The sequence below is a fragment of the Mycobacterium sherrisii genome (assembly GCF_002102355.1).
Lineage (GTDB): Bacteria > Actinomycetota > Actinomycetes > Mycobacteriales > Mycobacteriaceae > Mycobacterium > Mycobacterium sherrisii.
This window is the reverse complement of record NZ_LQPT01000108.1, coordinates 1-20,202: the sequence shown is the minus strand read 5'-3', so window position 1 is coordinate 20,202 and position 20,202 is coordinate 1. Positions and strand designations below refer to the sequence as shown.

Annotated in this window: 20 protein-coding genes, 1 tRNA gene and 1 pseudogene; 10 read left to right on the top strand and 12 right to left on the bottom strand. The window is 67.8% G+C overall.

Translation table 11 applies throughout. From position 1 onward, the window contains the following. Positions 1 to 16 precede the first annotated feature (16 nt). The gene (locus AWC25_RS23330) at positions 17 to 880 is read right to left on the bottom strand and encodes a Bax inhibitor-1/YccA family protein (protein WP_069402060.1); all 864 of its coding nucleotides are present in this window, start codon (positions 878 to 880) and stop codon (positions 17 to 19) included. Positions 881 to 1,136: 256 nt separating this feature from the next. On the opposite strand from AWC25_RS23330, the gene AWC25_RS23325 reads away from it, so the two are divergent. Genes AWC25_RS23325 through AWC25_RS23315 form a run of 3 tightly spaced genes read left to right on the top strand, consistent with a single transcriptional unit; the run spans position 1,137 to position 4,769 of the window. Next, a complete protein-coding gene (locus AWC25_RS23325; RefSeq protein ID WP_069402079.1) occupies positions 1,137 to 2,186 on the top strand; it encodes an enoyl-CoA hydratase/isomerase family protein in 1,050 nt (349 codons plus the stop codon). A 12-nt stretch (positions 2,187 to 2,198) separates the two neighbouring features. Then, positions 2,199 to 3,002 (top strand): enoyl-CoA hydratase, encoded by an 804-nt coding sequence (locus AWC25_RS23320; RefSeq protein WP_069402061.1) that lies wholly within the window; start codon positions 2,199 to 2,201, stop codon positions 3,000 to 3,002. Between the two features lie 9 nt (positions 3,003 to 3,011). Continuing rightward, positions 3,012 to 4,769: an alpha/beta hydrolase gene (locus tag AWC25_RS23315; protein WP_069402062.1), complete on the top strand. Its 1,758-nt coding sequence runs from the start codon at positions 3,012 to 3,014 to the stop codon at positions 4,767 to 4,769. On the opposite strand, the gene AWC25_RS23310 is transcribed toward AWC25_RS23315, so the two are convergent. Both AWC25_RS23310 and AWC25_RS23305 read right to left on the bottom strand, forming a co-directional pair. Continuing rightward, on the bottom strand, positions 4,664 to 5,155 hold the full coding sequence (locus AWC25_RS23310) for a rhodanese-like domain-containing protein (RefSeq protein WP_142279016.1): 492 nt from the start codon (positions 5,153 to 5,155) through the stop codon (positions 4,664 to 4,666). The two genes, AWC25_RS23315 and AWC25_RS23310, sit on opposite strands and share 106 nt — an antisense overlap. Beyond that, positions 5,152 to 5,751 carry a cysteine dioxygenase gene (locus tag AWC25_RS23305; protein ID WP_069402063.1) on the bottom strand — a complete coding sequence of 200 codons (600 nt, stop codon included), beginning with the start codon at positions 5,749 to 5,751 and terminating at the stop codon, positions 5,152 to 5,154. Before AWC25_RS23305 ends, AWC25_RS23310 begins: the two co-directional genes overlap by 4 nt. A 159-nt stretch (positions 5,752 to 5,910) precedes the next feature. On the opposite strand from AWC25_RS23305, the gene AWC25_RS23300 reads away from it, so the two are divergent. Beyond that, positions 5,911 to 6,321: a lipoprotein LpqV gene (locus AWC25_RS23300; RefSeq protein WP_085167870.1), complete on the top strand. Its 411-nt coding sequence runs from the start codon at positions 5,911 to 5,913 to the stop codon at positions 6,319 to 6,321. A 140-nt stretch (positions 6,322 to 6,461) separates the two neighbouring features. Beyond that, a complete protein-coding gene (locus AWC25_RS23295) occupies positions 6,462 to 7,478 on the top strand; it encodes a patatin-like phospholipase family protein (RefSeq protein WP_085167868.1) in 1,017 nt (338 codons plus the stop codon). Here the strand turns inward: AWC25_RS23295 and AWC25_RS23290 are convergent, their stop codons facing one another. The 8 genes from AWC25_RS23290 to AWC25_RS23255 form a co-directional block, all read right to left on the bottom strand. After that, positions 7,479 to 8,348 (bottom strand): patatin-like phospholipase family protein, encoded by an 870-nt coding sequence (locus AWC25_RS23290; protein WP_142279015.1) that lies wholly within the window; start codon positions 8,346 to 8,348, stop codon positions 7,479 to 7,481. Position 8,349: 1 nt separating this feature from the next. After that, positions 8,350 to 9,231 (bottom strand): class II glutamine amidotransferase, encoded by an 882-nt coding sequence (locus tag AWC25_RS23285; protein WP_069402067.1) that lies wholly within the window; start codon positions 9,229 to 9,231, stop codon positions 8,350 to 8,352. Positions 9,232 to 9,278: 47 nt separating this feature from the next. After that, positions 9,279 to 10,910: a long-chain fatty acid--CoA ligase gene (locus AWC25_RS23280; RefSeq protein WP_069402068.1), complete on the bottom strand. Its 1,632-nt coding sequence runs from the start codon at positions 10,908 to 10,910 to the stop codon at positions 9,279 to 9,281. A gap of 124 nt (positions 10,911 to 11,034) precedes the next feature. After that, a complete protein-coding gene (locus AWC25_RS23275) occupies positions 11,035 to 12,135 on the bottom strand; it encodes a YncE family protein (protein WP_069402069.1) in 1,101 nt (366 codons plus the stop codon). 382 nt (positions 12,136 to 12,517) lie between these two features. Further along, complete coding sequence (locus tag AWC25_RS23270) at positions 12,518 to 13,288, bottom strand: DUF427 domain-containing protein (RefSeq protein WP_069402070.1); 771 nt, start codon at positions 13,286 to 13,288, stop codon at positions 12,518 to 12,520. Positions 13,289 to 13,291: 3 nt separating this feature from the next. Then, positions 13,292 to 13,558, bottom strand: coding sequence for a DUF6295 family protein (locus AWC25_RS23265; RefSeq protein ID WP_232327248.1), 267 nt, complete (start codon positions 13,556 to 13,558; stop codon positions 13,292 to 13,294). A gap of 24 nt (positions 13,559 to 13,582) precedes the next feature. After that, positions 13,583 to 14,338: a dienelactone hydrolase family protein gene (locus tag AWC25_RS23260; protein ID WP_069402080.1), complete on the bottom strand. Its 756-nt coding sequence runs from the start codon at positions 14,336 to 14,338 to the stop codon at positions 13,583 to 13,585. 289 nt (positions 14,339 to 14,627) lie between these two features. Continuing rightward, on the bottom strand, positions 14,628 to 15,422 hold the full coding sequence (locus tag AWC25_RS23255) for a hypothetical protein (protein ID WP_069402072.1): 795 nt from the start codon (positions 15,420 to 15,422) through the stop codon (positions 14,628 to 14,630). A gap of 105 nt (positions 15,423 to 15,527) precedes the next feature. On the opposite strand from AWC25_RS23255, the gene AWC25_RS23250 reads away from it, so the two are divergent. Beyond that, entirely contained in the window at positions 15,528 to 16,751 is a 1,224-nt protein-coding gene (locus AWC25_RS23250; protein ID WP_069402073.1) for a class I SAM-dependent methyltransferase, read from the top strand. A 97-nt stretch (positions 16,752 to 16,848) separates the two neighbouring features. Beyond that, on the top strand, positions 16,849 to 17,190 hold the full coding sequence (locus AWC25_RS23245; protein ID WP_084229496.1) for a DUF732 domain-containing protein: 342 nt from the start codon (positions 16,849 to 16,851) through the stop codon (positions 17,188 to 17,190). Positions 17,191 to 17,352: 162 nt separating this feature from the next. On the opposite strand, the gene AWC25_RS23240 is transcribed toward AWC25_RS23245, so the two are convergent. Further along, positions 17,353 to 17,426, bottom strand: a tRNA-Leu gene (locus AWC25_RS23240). Positions 17,427 to 17,787: 361 nt separating this feature from the next. Between AWC25_RS23240 and AWC25_RS23235 the strand changes: the two genes are divergently transcribed. From AWC25_RS23235 to AWC25_RS23225, 3 genes and pseudogenes are all read left to right on the top strand, one after another. Further along, a complete protein-coding gene (locus AWC25_RS23235; RefSeq protein WP_069402074.1) occupies positions 17,788 to 18,708 on the top strand; it encodes a PPE family protein, SVP subgroup in 921 nt (306 codons plus the stop codon). An 88-nt stretch (positions 18,709 to 18,796) separates the two neighbouring features. Continuing rightward, a complete protein-coding gene (locus AWC25_RS23230; protein WP_085167866.1) occupies positions 18,797 to 19,948 on the top strand; it encodes a PPE family protein in 1,152 nt (383 codons plus the stop codon). 150 nt (positions 19,949 to 20,098) lie between these two features. After that, positions 20,099 to 20,202: pseudogene (locus tag AWC25_RS23225) on the top strand (WXG100 family type VII secretion target); the annotation flags it as partial.

Here is a 20,202-nt window from a genome sequence, read left to right as displayed (position 1 = left end):
TTTCGCGACGAGTGGGTTAGCGTTCGCCCTGGAAGTAGCTGAGCAGACGCAGGATCTCGAGGTACAACCAGACCAGGGTCACGGTCAGGCCCAACGCGATGCCCCAGGCCGCCTTCTCCGGCGCACCCGCCCGAATCATCTGGTCGGCCGCGTCGAAGTCGATCAGGAAGCTGAACGCCGCGATCCCGATCATGACCAGCGAGAAGATGATCGCAACGGTGCCGCCGCTGCGCAGGCCCAGGCCCTCACCGCCGCCGACACCGAACATGGCCAGCACGAAGTTGCCGAGCATCAAAAACACCGCGCCGAACAGCGCCGCGACCACCATGCGGGTGAACTTCGGGGTCACCCGGATGGCGCCGGTCTTGTAGACCACGAGCATGCCGAAGAACACCCCCAGCGTGCCGAGGATGGCCTCGCCGATCATCGCCCCGGCGTTGACCGCGCGGCCACTGCCGACCGAGACCTGGAACGTAAGCAGCAGAGAGATGGCACCGAGCGCCAGCCCTTCCAGGACGGCGTAGCTCAGCACGATCCCCGGGTTGTCCTGCTTACGGCCGAACGTGGCGATCAACACCAACACCAAGCCGCCGATCGCGCCGATAAAGGTCAGCGGCGCGGCCAGCGCGGGGTTGTTGGCCGCCAGGAAAAACGAGACGACCGCGGACGTCATCAGCACGGCCAGCGTGATGCCGGTCTTGGTGACGACGTCGTCGATGGTCAGCGGACGGGAGGCCTTGGCCTCCTGATATGGAGCCGTGTAAGGGCTGTTGGCCTGGTAGTAGCCCTGCTGCAGCGGGGCCGCGCCAGTGCCGAACTGCGCATATCCGTCGCCCTGCTTGGGCAGCGAACGAAATACCGGGTTGCTGGTCTCCCGCACCGTCGGATCCTCTCCTAAGACTGTGGCTTCGAGCTGTGCGAACACCTACTCAACGATCAGCCGTTTTCCCGAGTTCCCAGCGGAACTGGTGTTGTTCAGCGTATCGCCAGGTGCGGCCGCTGTCGCCGGCTCATACACAATCCTTACCCACACAATCCTTACCCACGCGGGTTGCTCCGGCGGTCACGCTCTAGATTGCTGGTCAGGGATTTCGGCAAAGGGAGGCTCCGGCGTGGCAGGAGGAGTGACGGCAGGCGTGACCGACGAGACCGGCGACGACACCGCAGAGATTTTGACCCGTGTCGACAACGGCATCGGCCTGATCACCCTCAACCGCCCCAAGGCCATCAACTCGCTCACCCATTCGATGGTCGACACGCTGCGCCCCCTGCTCGCCCGCTGGCACGATGACGACGCGGTGCGCGCGGTCGTGCTCGCCGGAGCCGGCGAACGCGGACTGTGCGCCGGCGGCGACGTGGTCGCGGTCTACCACAGTGCCCGCACGGACGGCGTCGAGGTCCGCAAGTTCTGGCGGGACGAATACCTGCTCAACGCCCAAATCGGCAGGTTCGCCAAGCCGTACGTGGCGCTGATGGACGGCATCGTGATGGGCGGCGGCGTCGGCGTCAGCGCGCATGCCAACGTCCGGGTGGTGACCGATACCTCCAAGATCGCGATGCCCGAGGTCGGCATCGGGTTCGTCCCCGACGTCGGCGGGGCCTATCTGCTGTCCCGGACACCGGGTGCGCTGGGCCTCTACGCCGCCTTGACCGGGGCGCCGTTCTCCGGGGCCGACGCCATCGCGCTGGGGTTCGCCGACCACTTCGTCCCGCACGACCGACTCGGCGCCTTCACCCAGACGATCATCGACGACGGCGTCGACGGCGCAGTGGCCACCCACGGCGTCAAACCGCCGCCCAGCGAGCTTGCTGCACAACGGCATTGGATCGACGAATGCTTTGCTGGCGACACCGTCGGTGACATCGTCGCCGCGCTGCGCGCACACGACGCGAGTGCGGCACACGCCGCCGCCGACCTGATCGCCACCCGGTCCCCCATCGCCGTGTCGGTGACGCTGCAGGCGGTGCGCCGGGCCGCGAAAATGGACACGCTGGAAGACGTTCTGGTGCAGGACTATCGGGTGTCCTCGGCCGCGGCACGCTCACACGATCTGGTAGAAGGAATTCGGGCGCAGATCATCGACAAGGATCGCAATCCGAAGTGGTCGCCACCGAACCTCGACGCGGTCACCGCGGCAGACGTCGACGCGTACTTTGCGCCGGTCGACGACGACTTGAGTTTCTAGAAAGGCGGTTCGGTGAGCCAGACAAGCAGCGAGACAAGCTCCGAAAGCTACGAAACCATTCTGGTCGAGCGCCATGCGCGGGTCGGCATCATCACCCTTAACCGACCGCAGGCGCTCAACGCACTCAACAGCCAGGTGATGGACGAAGTCACCAGTGCGGCGACAAAATTCGATCGGGACCCGGGAATCGGGGCGATCATCATCACCGGCTCGGCCAAGGCATTTGCCGCCGGGGCCGACATCAAGGAGATGGCGGGACTGACGTTTGCCGATGCGTTCGCCGCCGACTTCTTCGGCGCCTGGAACAAGTTGGCGCAGGTCCGCACCCCGACCATCGCCGCCGTCGCCGGCTACGCGCTCGGCGGGGGCTGCGAGCTCGCGATGATGTGCGACCTGCTGATCGCGGCCGACACCGCGAAGTTCGGCCAGCCCGAGATCAAACTCGGGGTGCTGCCGGGAATGGGCGGTTCGCAGCGGCTCACCCGGGCGATCGGCAAGGCCAAAGCGATGGACCTGATTTTGACCGGTCGCACCATCGGCGCCGAGGAAGCCGAACGCAGCGGCCTGGTTTCGCGAGTGGTGCCCGCCGACGACCTGCTGACCGAGGCGAAAGCCGTCGCCACCACGATTTCGCAGATGTCGCTGTCGGCGGCCCGGATGGCCAAAGAAGCCGTCAACCGCGCCTTCGAATCGACCCTGGCCGAAGGGCTGCTCTACGAACGTCGGCTGTTCCATTCGACTTTCGCGACCGCCGACCAGTCCGAGGGCATGGCGGCATTCATCGAGAAGCGCGCCCCCGATTTCACCCACCGCTAAACTACTTCCGTGACCGAGGCGGGTTCGGCGACCGGCACGCACGACGACGCAGACGTCGGCGTGGCGACCAGAGCCGAAGCGGCCCCGGACATCCTCACCGCCGATCAGGCCGCGGACGCGAATGACATTGCCACCAAGCCGTTTTGGGTTCGCCACTACACGTTCACCGGCACCACGGTCGGCCTGATCTTCATCTGGTTTTCGCTGACGCCGTCACTGCTGCCGCGCGGCGCGCTGTTTCAGGGCCTGGTCAGCGGGATCTCCGGTGCCATCGGCTACGGGCTGGGCGTTTTCGCCGTCTGGCTGGTCCGGTACATGCGCTCCAAGGAGTCCAGCCCGCCGCCGCCGCGCTGGGCGTGGAAGGTGCTGGTGCCGGTCGGGGCGATCGGCATGGTGCTGATGGCGATCTGGTTCCACGTCTGGCAGGACGACGTACGCGACCTGATGGGCGTCGAACACCTGAAGTGGTACGACTACCCGATCGCCGCGGGGCTGTCGATCATCGTGCTGTTCACCATCGTCGAGATCGGCCAGGCCATCCGCATCCTGTTCAGTTTCCTTGTGCGGCAACTGGATCGGATCGCACCGTTCCGGGTCTCGGCCACCGTCGTGGTGGTCCTGCTGGTCGTGCTGACCATCACCCTGCTCAACGGTGTGGTCATCAAGTTCGCGATGCGCACGATGAACAGCACGTTCGCCGCGGTCAACAACGAGATGAACCCGGATACCCGCCCGCCGACGACGCCGCTGCAATCCGGCGGCCCGCAATCGCTGGTGTCGTGGGAATCCCTGGGCCACCAGGGCCGCATCTTCGTCAACGGCGGCCCAAAAATCGGGGACCTCACGCGCTTCAACGGCGTGCCCGCCACCCAACCGATCCGCGCCTACGCCGGACTGAATTCCGCGGACGGCATCACCGCGACCGCCGAGCTGGCCGCGCGCGAACTGCAGCGGGCCGGCGGACTGCAGCGCGCCGTCGTGGCGGTGGCCACCACCACCGGAACCGGCTGGATCAACGAAGCCGAAGCCTCGGCGCTGGAATACATGTACAACGGCAACACCGCGATCGTGAGCATGCAGTACTCGTTCCTGCCGAGTTGGCTGTCCTTCCTGGTGGACAAGGAGAACGCTCGGCACGCGGGGCAGGCGCTGTTCGAGGCCGTCGACAGCTTGATCCGGCAACTGCCCGAGGCGCAGCGGCCCAAGCTCGTCGTGTTCGGCGAAAGCCTGGGGTCCTTCGGCGGCGAGGCGCCGTTCATGAGCCTGAACAACGTGTTGGCCCGCACCGACGGGGCGCTGTTCAGCGGACCGACGTTCAACAACACGATCTGGAAGGACCTGACCTCCACCCGCGACGCCGGGTCACCGGAGTGGCTGCCCATCTACAACGACGGCCGCAATGCCCGATTCGTCGCTCGCCCAAGCAATTTGGATCGCCCCAATAAGCCGTGGGGGACACCGCGGGTGGTGTATCTGCAGCACGCCTCCGACCCCATTGCCTGGTGGACGCCGGATCTGCTGTTCGCCAAGCCGGACTGGCTGCGCGAACGGCGCGGCTATGACGTACTGCCGCAGACGCGGTGGATTCCGGTGGTGACGTTCTTGCAAGTGTCCGCGGACATGGCCGTGGCCGTGGATGTGCCCGACGGGCACGGCCACCGCTATGTCGCCGACGTGGCCGACGGCTGGGCCGCGGTGTTGTCGCCGCCGGGCTGGACGCCGGACAAGACCGCGCGGCTGCGGCCGCTGCTCCATGCCAATGACTGACTGAGCCCGGCCAGCTCGGTGAGCACGCCGGCATCGGCCAGCGCCCGATAGCCGCCGACGACGTCGGTGGCGCGGTACAGCCCGATGTCCAACAGCGCCGCGGCGGCCAGGCTCGAGGTATAGCCCTCCGAGCACAGGATCACCCATTCGACGTCGTCGCCGACGGCCTGCGGCAGCCGCGCATCGCTGGTCGGGTCGCAGCGCCATTCCAGGACGTTGCGCTCGATGACCAGCGCGCCCGGCACCTCGCCCGCGCTGGTTCGCTGGGCTTGCGGCCGAATGTCGACGAGCACCGCCCCGCGCCGCAGCGCGTCGGGTACCTCGGTGGCCGGCAGCCGACGCAGACGGCGCCGGGCCGACCGCAAGACGACGTCGATACGGCTCATCGTGACCCCTCCGGTTGGTCGGTCAGCTCGGTGCGCCGGCGGCGCAGCCGGTTGCGGTCGGTGACTTCGTAATACGACATCGCGCTCAGCGGCGGCGAGTAGGCGTGCACGCTCAGCGTCGGCGTCACCGGCGCCGCGATCGTCGGCGCGGATCCGGGCAGCGCCCTGGGGACGGGCCGGGGCGCCCACACCACGTCGTGCACCCAGCCCAGCGGAAACCCGGCCTGGTCCCCGGCGTCAAGCCGACGGCGCCGCAATTTGCTTCCGTCCCAACGGAATTCGTTGAGCGATCCGGACACGACGGTCAGCGCACCCAGCGAGCCGCCGTGGTCGTGCAGCTCGGTGGCGTGGCCGGGCACCCAGCTGATCAACCAAACGTCCAGCTCGTCGTCGCCGTGGATGCGGGTGAACCAGCGCCGCGACTGCGGTACGCCGCCGGCGGGCAGCAGTTGGTCGCAGCGGCCGCTGAGCACGTCGTCGGCGGCCTGGTCGGTGGCATGGAGCAGGTCCGGGACGCGCAACGCCGTGGGACCGGCCGGGGGCGACCCGGACGTGGGTGGGCGCAACACGACCGAGCGGGCGACTGGGAAAGACATGTGGAAAAGCTCCAAGGAAACGGGTCGGACAAGCAGCGGCGCGTCAGGGCCGACAACACTCGCAAAATCCGAAGAGCTCCGTCACGGCCGCCAGTGTTGCATAGATTGAGGGCTGTGTGGTGGCGCGGTGATCGCCCCCTGCGGTGGGGCTGGGTGGTAATGGCGGCAGCTTTTGCGGTGTCGCCCGGGATCGCGGGCTGTGCGTCCGGCGGCGAGCCCGGCGGCAAAACCAGCTCGTCACCGGCGCGTACGTCGACGGTCCCGACCGGCCGCGCCGCGCCCCCGTCGGGCGCGATCGGCCTGTCCCCGGCCGGCGTCACCACCCGGGTCGACGTCCCCGCGGAGTCGACCGAGGAGGAGTACTACCAGGCCTGCCACGCCGCGAAGGTGTGGATGGACGCTCATCCCCGGCCGGGTGAATCGCTGTTCGAGCCGTACCTGGCGATGCTGCAGACCACGACGACGAGCACGACGGGCACCTGGAACATCCGGTGGCCGGACCTGACGCCGGCGCGGCAGGCGGCGGTCATCACCGCCGTACGCGCGGCCGCTGACAACGAGTGCGATTAACGTCCGCACCGGTTTCTCAGCCCGCCGCAATTGCGATCACGGGTGAAAAAACTGCCACCCCGGCGGCGCGGACCCGGGTCGCCCCGCAAAATGTAGGGGTGTCCGGCGAACCCGTTGCGCGTCGCTCCGCACCGACCCGGGTGGCGCTGGCACTCGGGAGCGGCGGCGCCCGGGGCTACGCGCACATCGGCGTGATCGAGGCGCTGCGCGCCCACGGTTTCGAGATCGTGGGGATCACCGGCTCGTCGATGGGGGCGATGATCGGGGGCCTGCAGGCGGCCGGACGGCTCGACGAGTTCGCCGACTGGGCCAAGTCGCTGACGCAACGGACCATCCTGCGGCTGCTTGACCCGTCGATCACCGCGGCGGGGGTGATGCGCGCCGAGAAGATCCTGGAGGCGGTGCGCGACATCCTCGGCGAGGTCACCATCGAGGAACTGCCCATCCCCTACACCGCAGTGGCAACCGATCTGCTGGCCGGTAAGTCGGTGTGGTTTCAGCACGGCCCCCTGGACGAGGCGATCCGGGCGTCCATCGCGATTCCCGGGGTGATCGCCCCGCACGAGATCGGTGGCCGCCTGCTCGCCGACGGCGGCATCCTGGACCCGTTGCCGATGGCCCCGCTCGCCGCGGTACCCGCCGATCTGACGATCGCCGTGGGAGTCAGCGGGAGCGAGGTGATCGCCAAGCGCGAGCCGGAACCCGGCGCCACCGCCGACTTCCTCAACCGCATGGTGCGCAGCACGTCCGCGCTGCTCGACACCTCGGCGGTGCGCTCGCTTCTCGACCGGCCGACCGCGCGCGCGGTGTTGACCAGGTTCGGCGCCGACACCTGGTCTGACACCTGGTCGGAGGAGCAGTCGGGGCAAGACGGTGCGGTCGACGAGGCGCTGGGGGTTCCCAAGCTGGGCAGCTTCGAGGTGATGTACCGGGCATTCGACATCGCCCAGTCCGCCCTCACGCGTCACATGCTGTCCGCCTACCCGCCGGATCTGTTGATCGAAGTGCCGCGCTCGACGTGCCGGAGCCTGGATTTCCACCGGGCGGCAGAGGTGATCGAGATCGGGCGGGTGCTGGCCGACCGGGCGCTGGCCGCACTAGAGGCCCCGACCCAGGATCCGACCGAGCATTCCGTGTCGCCGGCGGTCGAAGGCTGATCAGACGCCCAAGAACCGGGCCACGGCCGGTGCCTCGCGGCGGCCTTGCTCGCGGCCGGCTTCGGCCGAGCCGATCCGGCAGCTCGGGTCTAACGGGTTGGGGCCGAACGCCTTCAGCGAACCGCTGTCGGCGAACACGGCCAATGCCGGGCCCTGAAACGCCGCGATCTCGGCGGCCGGCCCGTCCCCGAAGGGCGACGGAGCGTCGGGCGCCGAGGGCACCAGCACGACGGCCGCGTCGCAGTCCCGCGCGACCGCCAGGTTGACCGAGCTGGCCACCCCGCCGTCCATGTACCGCCGGCCGCCGATCGTCACCGGCGGCCACGCACCCGGCACCGCGCAACTGGCCGCCACCGCATCGACAAGCGAAACCCCGGATGCGGCATCGAAGACCACCAATTCCCCGGTGTCCGTGTCGACTGCGGTGACGCGCAAGGCGCGCGTCGGCCAGTCGTGGGACGGCAACCGGTCCTCGATCACCCGTCGGCGCACCGCCTCCGGGACGGTGTGGGCGCCCAGTGCGACCGCCCCGATGCGCTGCAATTGCTGGCGCGTCCGGGGTTGCGAGTCGTCGTACGGTTCGCCCAGGGCGGCCAGAAACAGTTCGGTGATGGTCTCGACGTCGCCGCCGGAATCGATTTCACTCGAGGTCTTCCCCACCTGCGCATCGAAGAGCGCCGCCAGGGTGCTGCCGCTGCCGAGCTGTGCGGCGACCGCCGAACCCGCCGACGTTCCGATCAGCACGTCGGAGTCCAGCAGCAGCCGTGCCGCGACGGGCGACTCGTCCGCGATTCCCCGCAAAATGCCTGTCTCCCAGGCAATTCCGGCTATTCCCCCGCCGGCCAACACGAGCGCGCGATTGGTTGGCACGTCACAGCTTCCGGGTGTTCGGCAGCGCGTGCTGCGCATCTTCGACGGGGACGCTCAAATCCTCGCGGCGCAACAGGTGCCGGGGCGGGTCCGGCAGGATCATGGTGCGGTTGATCTGCAGGTCACCGTCGATGTGCACCAGTTCACCGGGGTGCAGCAACCGCCAGCGTGGGTCGTCGTTCATCGGTTCGGTGGCCAACACCACCGACGGGCGGTCGCACAGCGCGTCGGACTGCGCGTGAATTCGCTTGGTACGCAGATCGAATTGCGGGTCGGACCCGGCGGTGCTCCGATCCAGCAGACACAGCTGATGGGTGGCGGGATAGCGCAGCGCCCAGATGTCCGTGGCGGTGCTCAGCAACACGTTGACCGCATAGATCGGCACGTTGGCCGCCAGCCAGGTCATCGCCTCGGTGATGCCCACCGAGACGTCACCACCCGCGGCGCGAATCGAACCGGTGATCAATGCGAACACCCGCTCGGAGTCCGTCTGCCCCAAAACCAAGTCGTCGGTGCCGATTTCGCGCAGCCGCGCGTCGAGGACATCGAGTCCCTCGAGCACGCCGTTGTGCGCGAAGATCCGGCTGTCCTGCAGAAACGGGTGGGTGTTGCGGATGTCGAGCGCCCCTGTCGTCGCGTAGCGCACGTGGGCCACGAACGTCGTGCCGGTGGTGCGGTGCGCCTCGGTCGCGAAGTCGCCGTCCTGCCACGCGGCGATCGGTTCCTTGTACAGCTGCGGCCGGCCGTCGGCGTCGAATACCCCCAGACCGGTGCCGTCCGGGTTGCGCCGACTCTGTTCGGACAGGCTGTCGGGCGCGTCCAGCAGCCAGAAAGTCGCGGTGCAGGCGTGCGTCCCGGCGTGCAGGCCAAAGAGTCGACACATGGGCTCGACCGTACCGAATGCGCCGACCGCTCAGCGCCCCCCCCTTTTCAGTCGCGCGCTTCGATGACCTGGTAGGCGTTGTCGGCATACCGGGCGCGGATGGTTTTCTTGTCGTACTTGCCCACGCTGGTCAGCGGAACCTCGTCGGCGAAGGCCCACCGTTCGGGAAGCCACCATCGAACGACTTTGTCGGACAGGAATTTTCGTAGTTCGGCGGCGCTGACCGTGGCACCTTCGTTGCGGACGACGACGGCCAGTGGTCGTTCCTGCCAGCGCTCGTCGGGCACGCCGACCACCGCCGCCTTGAGGACCTCGGGGTGGCCGATCAGGCAGTTCTCCAGCTCGACCGACGAGATCCACTCGCCACCGGATTTGATGACGTCCTTGGCTCGGTCGGTCAACGTGACGAACCCCTGCTCGTCGATGCGGCCCACGTCGCCGGTGCGTAACCAGCCGGAATCGAACTTCGCGGCATCGTGCCCGCGGTAGTACGCGCCGGTGATCCACGGCCCGCGGACCTCCACCTCGCCGACGGCCTGACCGTCGTTGGGCAGCACGGTGCCGTCGTCGGCGACGATGCGCATCTCCACACCGCAGATCGGTTGGCCCTGCGTCCCGCGGATCGCCCAGTGCCGATCCTGCGGTGTGTCCACCGGTGGCCAGGCCAGGGTGGCCAACGGCGACGTCTCGGTCATGCCCCACAGCTGCCGGATCTGGACGTCGTACTTGTCCTCGAAGGTCTGCATCATCGACACCGGAACGGCCGACCCACCGCAGGCGACCAGGCGCAGCGACGAAATGTCGTGATCGGGATCCCTTTCCAGGTAGTGCATTACGTCGTTCCAGATGGTCGGCACGGCGCCGGCCAGGGTGGGCCGCCACTTCTCGATCATGTCGACCAGCGATCTCGCATCGAGGTGGCAATCGGGTAGCACCTGGGCGGCGCCGGCCATCGCCGCGGCGTAGGGCAACCCCCAGGCGTTGGCGTGGAACATCGGCACGATCGACAGCACCCGGTCGCAGGCCCCGATCCCGATGCCGTTGCTGCTGCACGCGGCCATGGCATGGAGGTAGGTCGAACGATGGCTGTAGACAACACCTTTGGGGTTGCCGGTGGTTCCACTGGTGTAACACATGGCGGCAGCGGAGGTTTCGTCGATGCGTGGCCAGTCGAAGTCGGTCGGCTGGCCCTCGAGGAACTCGCGGTAGCGCAGGACCGTCTTGCCCGATTCCTGCAGCGCCGCCGTGTCGCCCTCGCCGACGGCAATCACCGTGTGCACCGTCTTCAGCTCGGCCAGAACCGGCGCCAGCAGCTGGGCCAATGACGTGTCGACCAGCACGACCTGGTCCTCGGCCTCGTTGGCGATGAAGGCGATCTGCTCGGGGAACAACCGGATGTTGAGGGTGTGCAGCACCGCGCCCATCGAGGGCACCGCGAGGTAGGCCGCCAGGTGTTCGGCGTTGTTCCACATGAACGTCGCGACCCGCTCGTCGCCGGTGACGCCGAGGCCGCGCAGCGCGTTCGCCAGTTGCGCGGCCCGCTGCCCGAGTTCGCGGTAGGTGGTGTGCCGGTAGCCGTCGGCGGTAGCGGTGGTGATGGTCCGGGCGCCGTGCACGCCGCAGCCGTGCCGCATGATCGCGGTGATCGTCAGCGGAAAGTCCTGCATCGTGCTGTCCATCGATCTACCGCCTCACCGTCTCGGCGCCGAGCATCCCTTGGTCGGTCGGGGCGAATGGTATCGCCGCACTACCGCATGGGAACCGGATTCCCCCGACAAGGCGCGTTGTACCACCCAAACGGCGTCAGGCGAACGCCGGCTCCGGCGACACCAGGTCGGGCACCAGCCAGGCAGCGCTCAGCACGTCGGTGTCGGAGGTGGCGCCGGCCAGCGCCAACGGAGCCTTCGGAGTCAGCGGCGTGACGGTGACAACGCCGGAGTAGTCGGCGATGTAGAGCCGGGTCCCGTCCGGGCTCTCCACCGCGCACGACGGCTGCGTCCCGGCGCCGAGGGTGGCCAGGATGTCGTAGCTCAGCGTGCACAGCACGGTGACGTTGTCATCGCTGACCAGATAGGCACGGTCGCCATCGGCCGACAACGCCATGCGGGTCAAGAAGCCGCCGGTCTCGCCGATCTTGCGGGTGCAGCTGATCGTGTTGGTCCGGGTGTCGACGACGTCGATCACCACCCCCACGGCGGGCGCGGAACTGGTGACGTAGGCCAGGGCACCGCTGGGGCTCAGCGCCACATCGCGCACCGGCAATCCGACCTCAACCGTGTCGATCACCCGGAGGCCCGCCCGGGTCGACCCGATCACCACGAGCCGGCCGCCGGCGGGCCCGTTGGTTGCGACGTAGGCCCGGGTTCCGTCCGGGCTGACGCGCACGCACTCGGTGGTGGTCCCCGGAGCCCGGCCCGCGACGTCGACGGTCTGGAGCTGACCGGTCGCGGTGTCCAGCACGGCCACGTCGGCGGCGGGTACGCCGTTGCGGGTGACGTATACGTGGCGCCCCGCGGCGTCGGCGGCCAGGTCGCTGACGCTCATCGTCAGCGGGTGCGTCGCGATCACGGCGCCGGTGCCGGTGTCGATGACCCGGATGGAGTCGTAGGCCGCAGAGGTCGTCTCCACCCCGCTGACGTATGCCCGGCCGGGACGTGCACCGTCCACCGCGATGGCGGCCGGCTCGGAAACCCCCTCCACCGTGTCGAGGACGCGGAAGGTGTCGGTGTCGACGATGGAGACGCTGTCGTCGGCATAGTTGGTCACCAGCAGCCGGCGCCCGTCGGGGCGCAGGGCCATGTCGCTGATCGGTCCGTGGTGGACCGCGATGCCCACCGCCACCGGTGTCGTGCCATTCGTCGTAACGATGTCGCGGTCGGCCTGCCGGCCGTTCAATTCGCTCACGTTCGCACCGCCTTAGCTGTCGTCGGGGTCATCGCCGGTCATGCCGGTGCACGCTCATTGCGACGCCGTCGGCTGGGATAACCGCATTTCAGCACCCGAATACGCTGATCTGCACAAATTTTACCGGCCGAATTCGGTTGAAAATGCTGGGAATTCGGCGCCGTCGGCTAAATCACCGTGCGGCCTCAGGATCCGCTCAGGTGCCCGTCGTCGAGTATATACACACTGCCCACCTGGCAAACACCCTCAGCTGATTTAACAAGGTGTTATGCGGTTTACAGCTACTCGCCTGGGTTCCCACATTCGGAACGTTGGATAAGAATTTATGAGAAATGAACCCCGAAAGAGGCAAATGTCACATTTGCCACATCCGGCGCGCCCATTAGCTGAACTGCGTGTTGGGCCGCTGCAGCAGTTGCCCGTCGACGGTGATGTCAAGTTTCTCGTTGTAGAACGCCACCAGGCCCGCGATCTGGCTGACCGCCGGCAACGGGTAGTGATAGGTCCAGGCGAGGTCGGTGTGCAGCCTGTCGCCGACCCGCACCGACCAGTAGCCCGACGTCACTCCCTTGTACGGGCATTGGGTCTGGGTATCGCTGGGCTCCAGGTGCTCGAAGACGACGTCGGTGGGGTCGATGTAATACCTTGTGGGCAAGCCGGTTTCGAAGAGCAGCACCGGTGATCGGGTGTCGGCGAGCACGACGCCGTCGCAGTCCACCCGGACATGGCGGCGCGAGCGCAGCGCGTCGACCCGCGAATAGGGGTTACGCGGGTGCACGTAGATGGGCTCGTCCTCCTCGAACCAGCGCAGCGCGCCCCAGTCGAACCGCACGGTGCCCGCCACCGGGCTGTCGCCGTCCGCGTCGAACACCCGCGCCGCGCCGGGGTGTGTCTGGCCCGCCCCGATCAGCGCGTGCAACCGCGACGGCCCGAATTGCACTGTCTGCGCGTGGTTTTCGTCGTGCAGGTACTCGATCCGCACGTCGTGCAGCGGGATGTAATACGCGGGATAGTAAGGGATCTCCCACACGTAGCGGGCCGCGGTCGTGTCGAAGACGAGCTCGTCGCCGAGAAAGCCCCGCACCCGGCGCGGCGCGGGCTCGACCCTGCCCCGGGCCGCGGCCGGCTGCGGGTAGTCAATCTCGGAGGTCATCGCTTAGACCAACTGGTTTTTCGACGTGATGCCGGCGGGAGAACGCGAAATCGCTTCGTGGATGGCGTCGGCCAGCGCGAGCGCGCTTTCCTCGGTGAGTTCGAGGGCCACCCGCGCCGCCGGGCCCAGCTTCGGATTGATCACGTCGATGTTGACGGTGTGGGCGTAGGGCGCATGGACGGGATGGTCGACGTAGACCGTTGCCCGGTCCGCGCCGAACCAGCCCGCCGGGCCCTTGCCGCTGCCGTCGATGTCTACGTGTGCGGTCAAATGCGTGCACATGGCTTGGCAGACCTAACCTTTCAGGTGGGTGGCAAAGAAATCGTCGATCCGGGCCCAGCCGTCCAGGGCGGCCTCCACCCGGTACACCGGCCGGTCGACCGAGAAGAAGGCGTGGCCCGCGCCGTCGTAGGAATGGAACTCGTGTTCCTTGCCCAGCTTGGTCAGCTCCTGGTCCAGCGTAGCCACCGCGGACGGGTTGGGGAACTTGTCGTCGACCCCGAACAGGCCCAGCAGCGGGCAGCTCAACGTCGGCGCCAGGTGCAGAATCGGCTTGATGGCCGCCGGCACGCCCTCCGGCGGGTTTTCGACGATGAATCCGCCGTAGCAGTCCACCGCGGCGTCCAGCTCCAGCGAGCACGCCGCCAGGAACGCGTGCCGGCCACCCGAGCAGTGCCCGATGACGCCGAACTTGCCGTTGGCACCCGGCAGCGACCGCAGGTGCTCGATCGCGCCCGCGACGTCACCGACCAGTCGCTCGTCCGGCACCCCGCCCGCAGCGCGGGCCGCCGCGGCGGCGTCGTCGGGTGCGGCACCCGGCGCCTCGCGGGAGTACAGGTTGGGCGCCACGGCGTGAAAACCGTTGACCGCGAACCGGCGGACGAACTCCTTCGTTTCACGGTCGTAGCCCGGCATGTGATGGATGAAGACGACGCCGCCGCGCGACCCTTCGGCGAGCGGCTGCGCGAGGTAGGCCTCGATCTCGTCGCCACCGTGACCGGTGATGGTAACCGTCTCCGCGCGAATGGCATCTGGGCTGACCGCGTTCATCGGCATGCTCCTTGCTTGTTGGGTGGGCTTGTTGGGTGGCTTGTGGGGTGGGGCTTGTGGTGGGCCCGACTGCACCAACGTAGTCAAAACTTTTCGTGCGTGACCCGGACCGCGGGGTGGCCAGCGCGACCGCGGCGCGGCCGAAATCGGGTCGGCCGAACCGCAATCCGCGTCGCGGCGAGGCAGAACGCCGCCGTGCCGTCTCAGGTGATGAGACCACCGACGCGCCGGCGTGGCGACGCACCGGGTCTGACAACGGTGTTTGTCGCACCGCGCGGGATACGGCGGCCTAGCGCCTCTTGTCGCGCACCCTGTAGGTGGACGGCCACGATTTCCGCGACTCGTCACCCGTCAGCGGGGTGCCCTTCCCACCGACCTTGACGTTGTAGGCCTCCTTGCCGGGGCCCACCTCCCGGTTCGCATGTTCCTGGGCCAAAAAGTAGAGCTCGTCGATGGTGGCCTCGTCGTAGGCGACGAACGAGGTTTCCCGCTCCAGGTCGTCGATCCCGGCGAGCATCCGACCGGGCACCCACTTCGATGCCAGCGCCGCCAGCCCCAGCAGCGAATACGGGATGACCCAATAACAGACGAACAGCAGCGGCGTCCTCGTGTCGAGGATCGTGGCCTGTTGGCCGCCGAAGGATTCCAGAATCGGCGGGATCGCCGACGACACCGTCATGCCGGCGAACGCCGCGATCCAGACCCACGACAAGACGTCGGTGATGCGCTTGAACAGCTCGGTCTTGACGACATCGGGGGGCTGCTCGGCGGCGGCGATCTCCCGCACGAACGATCTGCCCGCCAGCTGGCCGCCCAGCGCCACGAGAAAGATGCCGGCGGCGCTGAGCGGCTGGATCCAGCGATGCATGAACGAGTCGCTGAGCGTGAACGTCAGGATCGTCAGCACCGCGAACGTCGCGACGGCCCCGACCTCCAGCGAGCCGCCCGGTTTGCCCACCAGGCGCGCGATCAAAGCCGCGGCGACGGCGATCGCAAACGCCACCACCACCGCCGTCTTGAACGGAACGTTGCCGACCAACACCCAATAGATAAGCCACGGCGCAAACCCAAACAGCATGCCCACGGTGGGCCAGTGTATTTAAGGGGCGATTTTCACCCGGGAAGCCCCGCCGCATTGCCGTGTTGCGATCCTGCGACCACCGGGCAAACCCGCTACATTGCGTCTGTAGTGAACCCCGACGACCCAAGCAGCGACCCAAGCAACGATGTTGTCTCCCGGCAATACGATCGGTGGCAATACCCGCCCCCCATCGTCGATCTCGAAAACTACTCGAAGAACAACTGGGAGTGGTTCGATCCGTACTGGGCGCACCGGGTGCTGTGGCCGGACCGGGACTACCGGCCGGACCTTGACATCCTGATCGCGGGGTGCGGCGCCAACCAGGCGGCGGTGTTCGCGTTCACCAACCGCTCCGCCACCGTGGTGGCGGTCGACGTCAGCCAGTCGGCGCTGGACCATCAGCGCTATTTGAAGGACAAGCACGGGCTGCAGAACCTGGAACTGCATCTGCTTCCGATCGAAAAGGTGGCGGCGCTGGGCCGAGACTTCGACCTGATCGTGTCCACCGGCGTCCTGCATCACATGGCCGATCCGCCCTCCGGGCTGCGCGCGCTGGCACGCTGCCTGCGCCGCGACGGCGTGATCGGGGTGATGCTCTATGCGAAGTACGGCCGGATCGGGGTCGAACTGCTCGAGTCGGCCTTTCGCGACCTGGGGCTCTCGCAGGACGAGGCGTCGGTGCAGGCCGTCAAGGACATCATCGCGATGCTGCCCGCGGATCATCCCGTCCGCAGCTATCTGAAGGTGGCGCGCGACCTGCAGACCGACGGCGCGCTCGTCGACACTTTCTTGCACGGGCGCCAGCGCAGCTACACGGTGTCCGAATGCCTACAGCTGGTCGCCTCGGCCGGGCTCACGTTCCAGGGCTGGTTCCACAAGACGCCCTACTACCCACACGAAATCCTCACGCCGTCAAGCAAATTCGCGTCTTACACGGCGCAACTGACGGACGCCGAACTCTGGTCGGTGATGGAGCGGCTGCAGCCGCTCAATGCCACCCATTTCTTCATGGCCTGCCACCCCGACCGGCCGCAGCAGCAGTACACCATCGACTTCTCGACGGCCGCCGCCCTCGACTACGTGCCGATGTCGCGCACCGCGTGCCAGCTGTCCGGTGTCGACCTGCTCGGACCCGGCGCCCGACTGCGGCTCAGCCCGGCTCAGCTACCCTTCGCACAACTCGTCGACGGCCGTCGTAGCATCCGGGAGATCGCGGCCAACGTGCGCCCCGGCAGCGACACCGGCGACGCGGAGGACTTCGCGCGCAAGCTGTTTCAAGAACTGTGGCGGCTGGACTTTCTCGCCATGGCCATCGGCGCGAGCGCTGCGTGACGGGTTCTGCGCTGGTGCCCTGGCAAGACATACTGTCAAGACGAAGTTAGGATTCGGGTTCCCTGCCGAGCAGGCAGACACACCAAGGAGTCGACGCATGAAGAACACGGCACGCAGCGCGGCATCGATCGCCGCCGTGCTGGCCGGCCTCCTTGGCGCCGTCGCGGCCCACGCCGGCACCCCGGTCGCCAAGGCCGACCCGGCCGACGATAACTACCTGCACATCCTGCAGCAGCGCGGATTGAGCTGGGCCGAGGGCCAGGACCAGACGATGATCAACATCGGGCACGCCGTCTGCGCGGACTTCGCCGGCGGCGACACGATGGAACAGACGGTCGGCGACGTGAAGAAGGCACTCGGGGTGAGCAACAACGGTGCCGGCAGCATCATCGGCGCGGCGGTCACCGCCTACTGCCCCGAAAACCGCAGCAAAATCTGACTCGGCCGCGGGCCAATTTGCTGCCGGAGCGCGCTCAACCCGGTTCCCGCCACCGCCGCTGGACCACCGCGGCGCCGGGTCCGTTCGCAAGTCGAGTGGGGCCATCGCGGTTCTTTGCGGCCTGGCAACCGGCACGGTGACATTGCTGTGCCGCCCTGACGGTGCCCCCAGTCGGACTCGAACCGACACTGGGCGGATTTTAAGTCCGCTGCCTCTGCCAATTGGGCTATGGGGGCCCGGCGGCGAATCTAGCGTGTGGGACCCGGAGCCGGGGCACCGCGTCCCACCCGGAACCCGCCGAATTTCGGAGGTGCGTTGTGCCGCGGCTTGACGTATGATCCGCCGCCCCACGCAATCTAATGCTGGTCGGGCGTTTGCTGGAGATGTCACTTCGATGTCGGCCGACAGGACCGCGTTAAAACTGTCGGCGCTTTCGTTAAGAGGCCGTAAACGGCCGTCACCCTAGCCATTTCGGTCGGGAAGTTAATCACTGCGGAAATTAGCCTTACGCAAACGTACAGGGGCTCGTACGCCAACCCGCAGGGTCGACCCAAACCGCTTGGGCCGACATGTTTCCGAACACCAGAGGAGCAGTGGATGTCATTCCTGACAACGGTGACTGAAGAGTTGCTAGCCGCGCAGGGGCAGCTGGAGGCGATCAACGCCAACTTGGCGGCGCAGAACGCCGGCGCCGCTGCGGCAACGACGGTTGTCGCTCCGGCCGCCCTCGATCCGGTATCGGCCCAGCAGGCCACGATCTTCTCGGCGTTCGGCACCACGTACCAGACGACGGCCGCCGACGCGCAGACCCAGCTGGAGACCTACACGACCAACCTCGGGGTGAGCTCCACCAGCTACAGCGACACCGAGGCCACCAACGCCGCCGCGGCCGCGCTGTCGGAAGGCTCGCAGCAGTTCAGTACGTTGTCGGATCCGGTCTCGCAAATCCAAGCGGCCGGCCCCGGCACCACGATCGTCGACATCCTGCAATGGCTGCTCGGCGGCACCGGCAACAACACCAACCCGGCCATGCTCGGCGGGATCTTCGGCCTGTCGAGCAACAGCGCCAACATTCTCAACATCGGTAGCGGCAACTGGGCGTCGGCCGCTTCCGCCCTGCTCGGTATGGCCGGTGGTGGTCTGCTGCCCGCCGGCAGCGACACCATCGGCGATGCCGCCGCGGCGGCTGCACTCGCCAGCGAGACGACGCCCGTGGAAGCCGGCGTCGGGGGCATGGCCGGAATGGGCGGCATGCCGGTGGCCGCGATGGGCCAGGGCACGCTGGTCGGCAATCTGTCGGCACCGCCGACGTGGGCTGGCGGCCAGGTCACCCCGGTGGTCGGCACCAGCACCACCCCGCTGCAGACCGTGGGCTGGACCGGCGCCGCGCCGCAGACCAGCTCCGTCGTGCCCGGCATGCCCGGCATGGTCGGGGGCACGGGACGCGCCTCCACCGGGTTCGGGGCACCCCGCTACGGCGTCAAGCCGATCGTCATGCCGAAGTCGACCGCCGTCTAAGCCATCCAGAAGCCGTCTGGCCCATCGGGCGCAGCCGCGATCGCGGCTTTCGCACCCAGCCACATTCGAATAAGGAGCGGGAAAAGAAATGGTTTTTGAGTTTGCAGCACTACCCCCGGAGATCACCTCGACGCTCGTGTACAGCGGTCCCGGCTCGGCGCCGCTCATGGCCGCGGCGGGCGCCTACGCCAACCTGGCCGCCGAGGTGAGCACCACGGCGACCTCGTGGGAGTCGATCATCTCGTTGCTGACCACCGAGCAGTGGACCGGTGGCGGCTCGGCCGCCGCGGCAGCCGCCGCCACCCCGATCGTGACGTATCTGACCGAGACGGCCACCGCCCTCGAGCAGGCGAGTGCGGCGGCCACGGCGTCGGCCGCCGCGTTCGAGGCGGCGCACGCCGCGGTGGTGAACCCGGCATTGGTTTACCAGAACCGGGTCGAGTGGGCGGCCGCGCTCGGAGCGATTCCGTTCAGTCTTCCGGTAATCCAGGCGTTGGACATCGAGTACTACGAGATGTGGGTCCAGGACGCCACCGCCATGAGCACCTACCAGGCCGCCTCGGAGGCGGCCGCCGCCAGTCTGCAGCCGGTGACGCCGCTGACCACGACCACCGACCCGGGCGTGCAGGCGCTGGCCGAACCGTTGAGCGCGACCGATTCGATCAGCTCGACGCTCGCCGACCTGTTGGGCTCGACACCCACGTCGAACCCGAACATCATCGCCTCGATTGACGGTCTGCTCGGCACGCCGTCCGTTCTGAACGGCATCAACGGCGCGGTCAACACGGCGGCATGGTTCGTCATGACGGCCATCCCCACCGCGGTATCGCTCGGCCACACGCTGGCCGGTGCCGCGGTGCCGGCGGCCGCCGTCAGCGACGTCGTCCCCGAAGCCGGGGCGGCCGGCATCGTCGAGGGCACCGTGGTCCGGTCGGTTGCACCGCTGGGCGGCATGCCCCTGGGCGCGGGCGCGGCCGGCAGTCTGGGGCAGGCCACCACGGTCGGCAAGCTGTCGGTGCCGGCCACCTGGTCCTCTGTCGCCCCGGCGACGCAAGCCGAGCTCGCGGCGGCCACTTCGCCGTTGCAGGGCTCGGGCTGGAACGTCCCCGCCGAGGAGACGGCCGTCGGTGCACCCGGGATGCCGGGCATGCTGGCCGGCGCCAAGGGTGCCGGGGCCTACGGGTCCGGCCCGCGGTACGGCTTCAAGCCGATCGTCATGCCCAAACAGGTCGTGGTGTAACCCGGCAAAACGGGTTTCGCTTGTCACTCGTTGGAGGCCGGCGGTTAACCGCCGGGCCGTAATCTATCCGCCGCGCGGCAGCTACCGCGCCCAAAGACCAAATGCATTGATTTACAACCCGAAGCAACAACCACAAAGGAGAAAGGCAACATGGCAACACGTTTCATGACCGACCCGCACGCGATGCGGGCGATGGCCGGTCGTTTCGAGATGCACGCCCAGACGGTGTCGGACGAGGCTCGCAAGATGTGGGC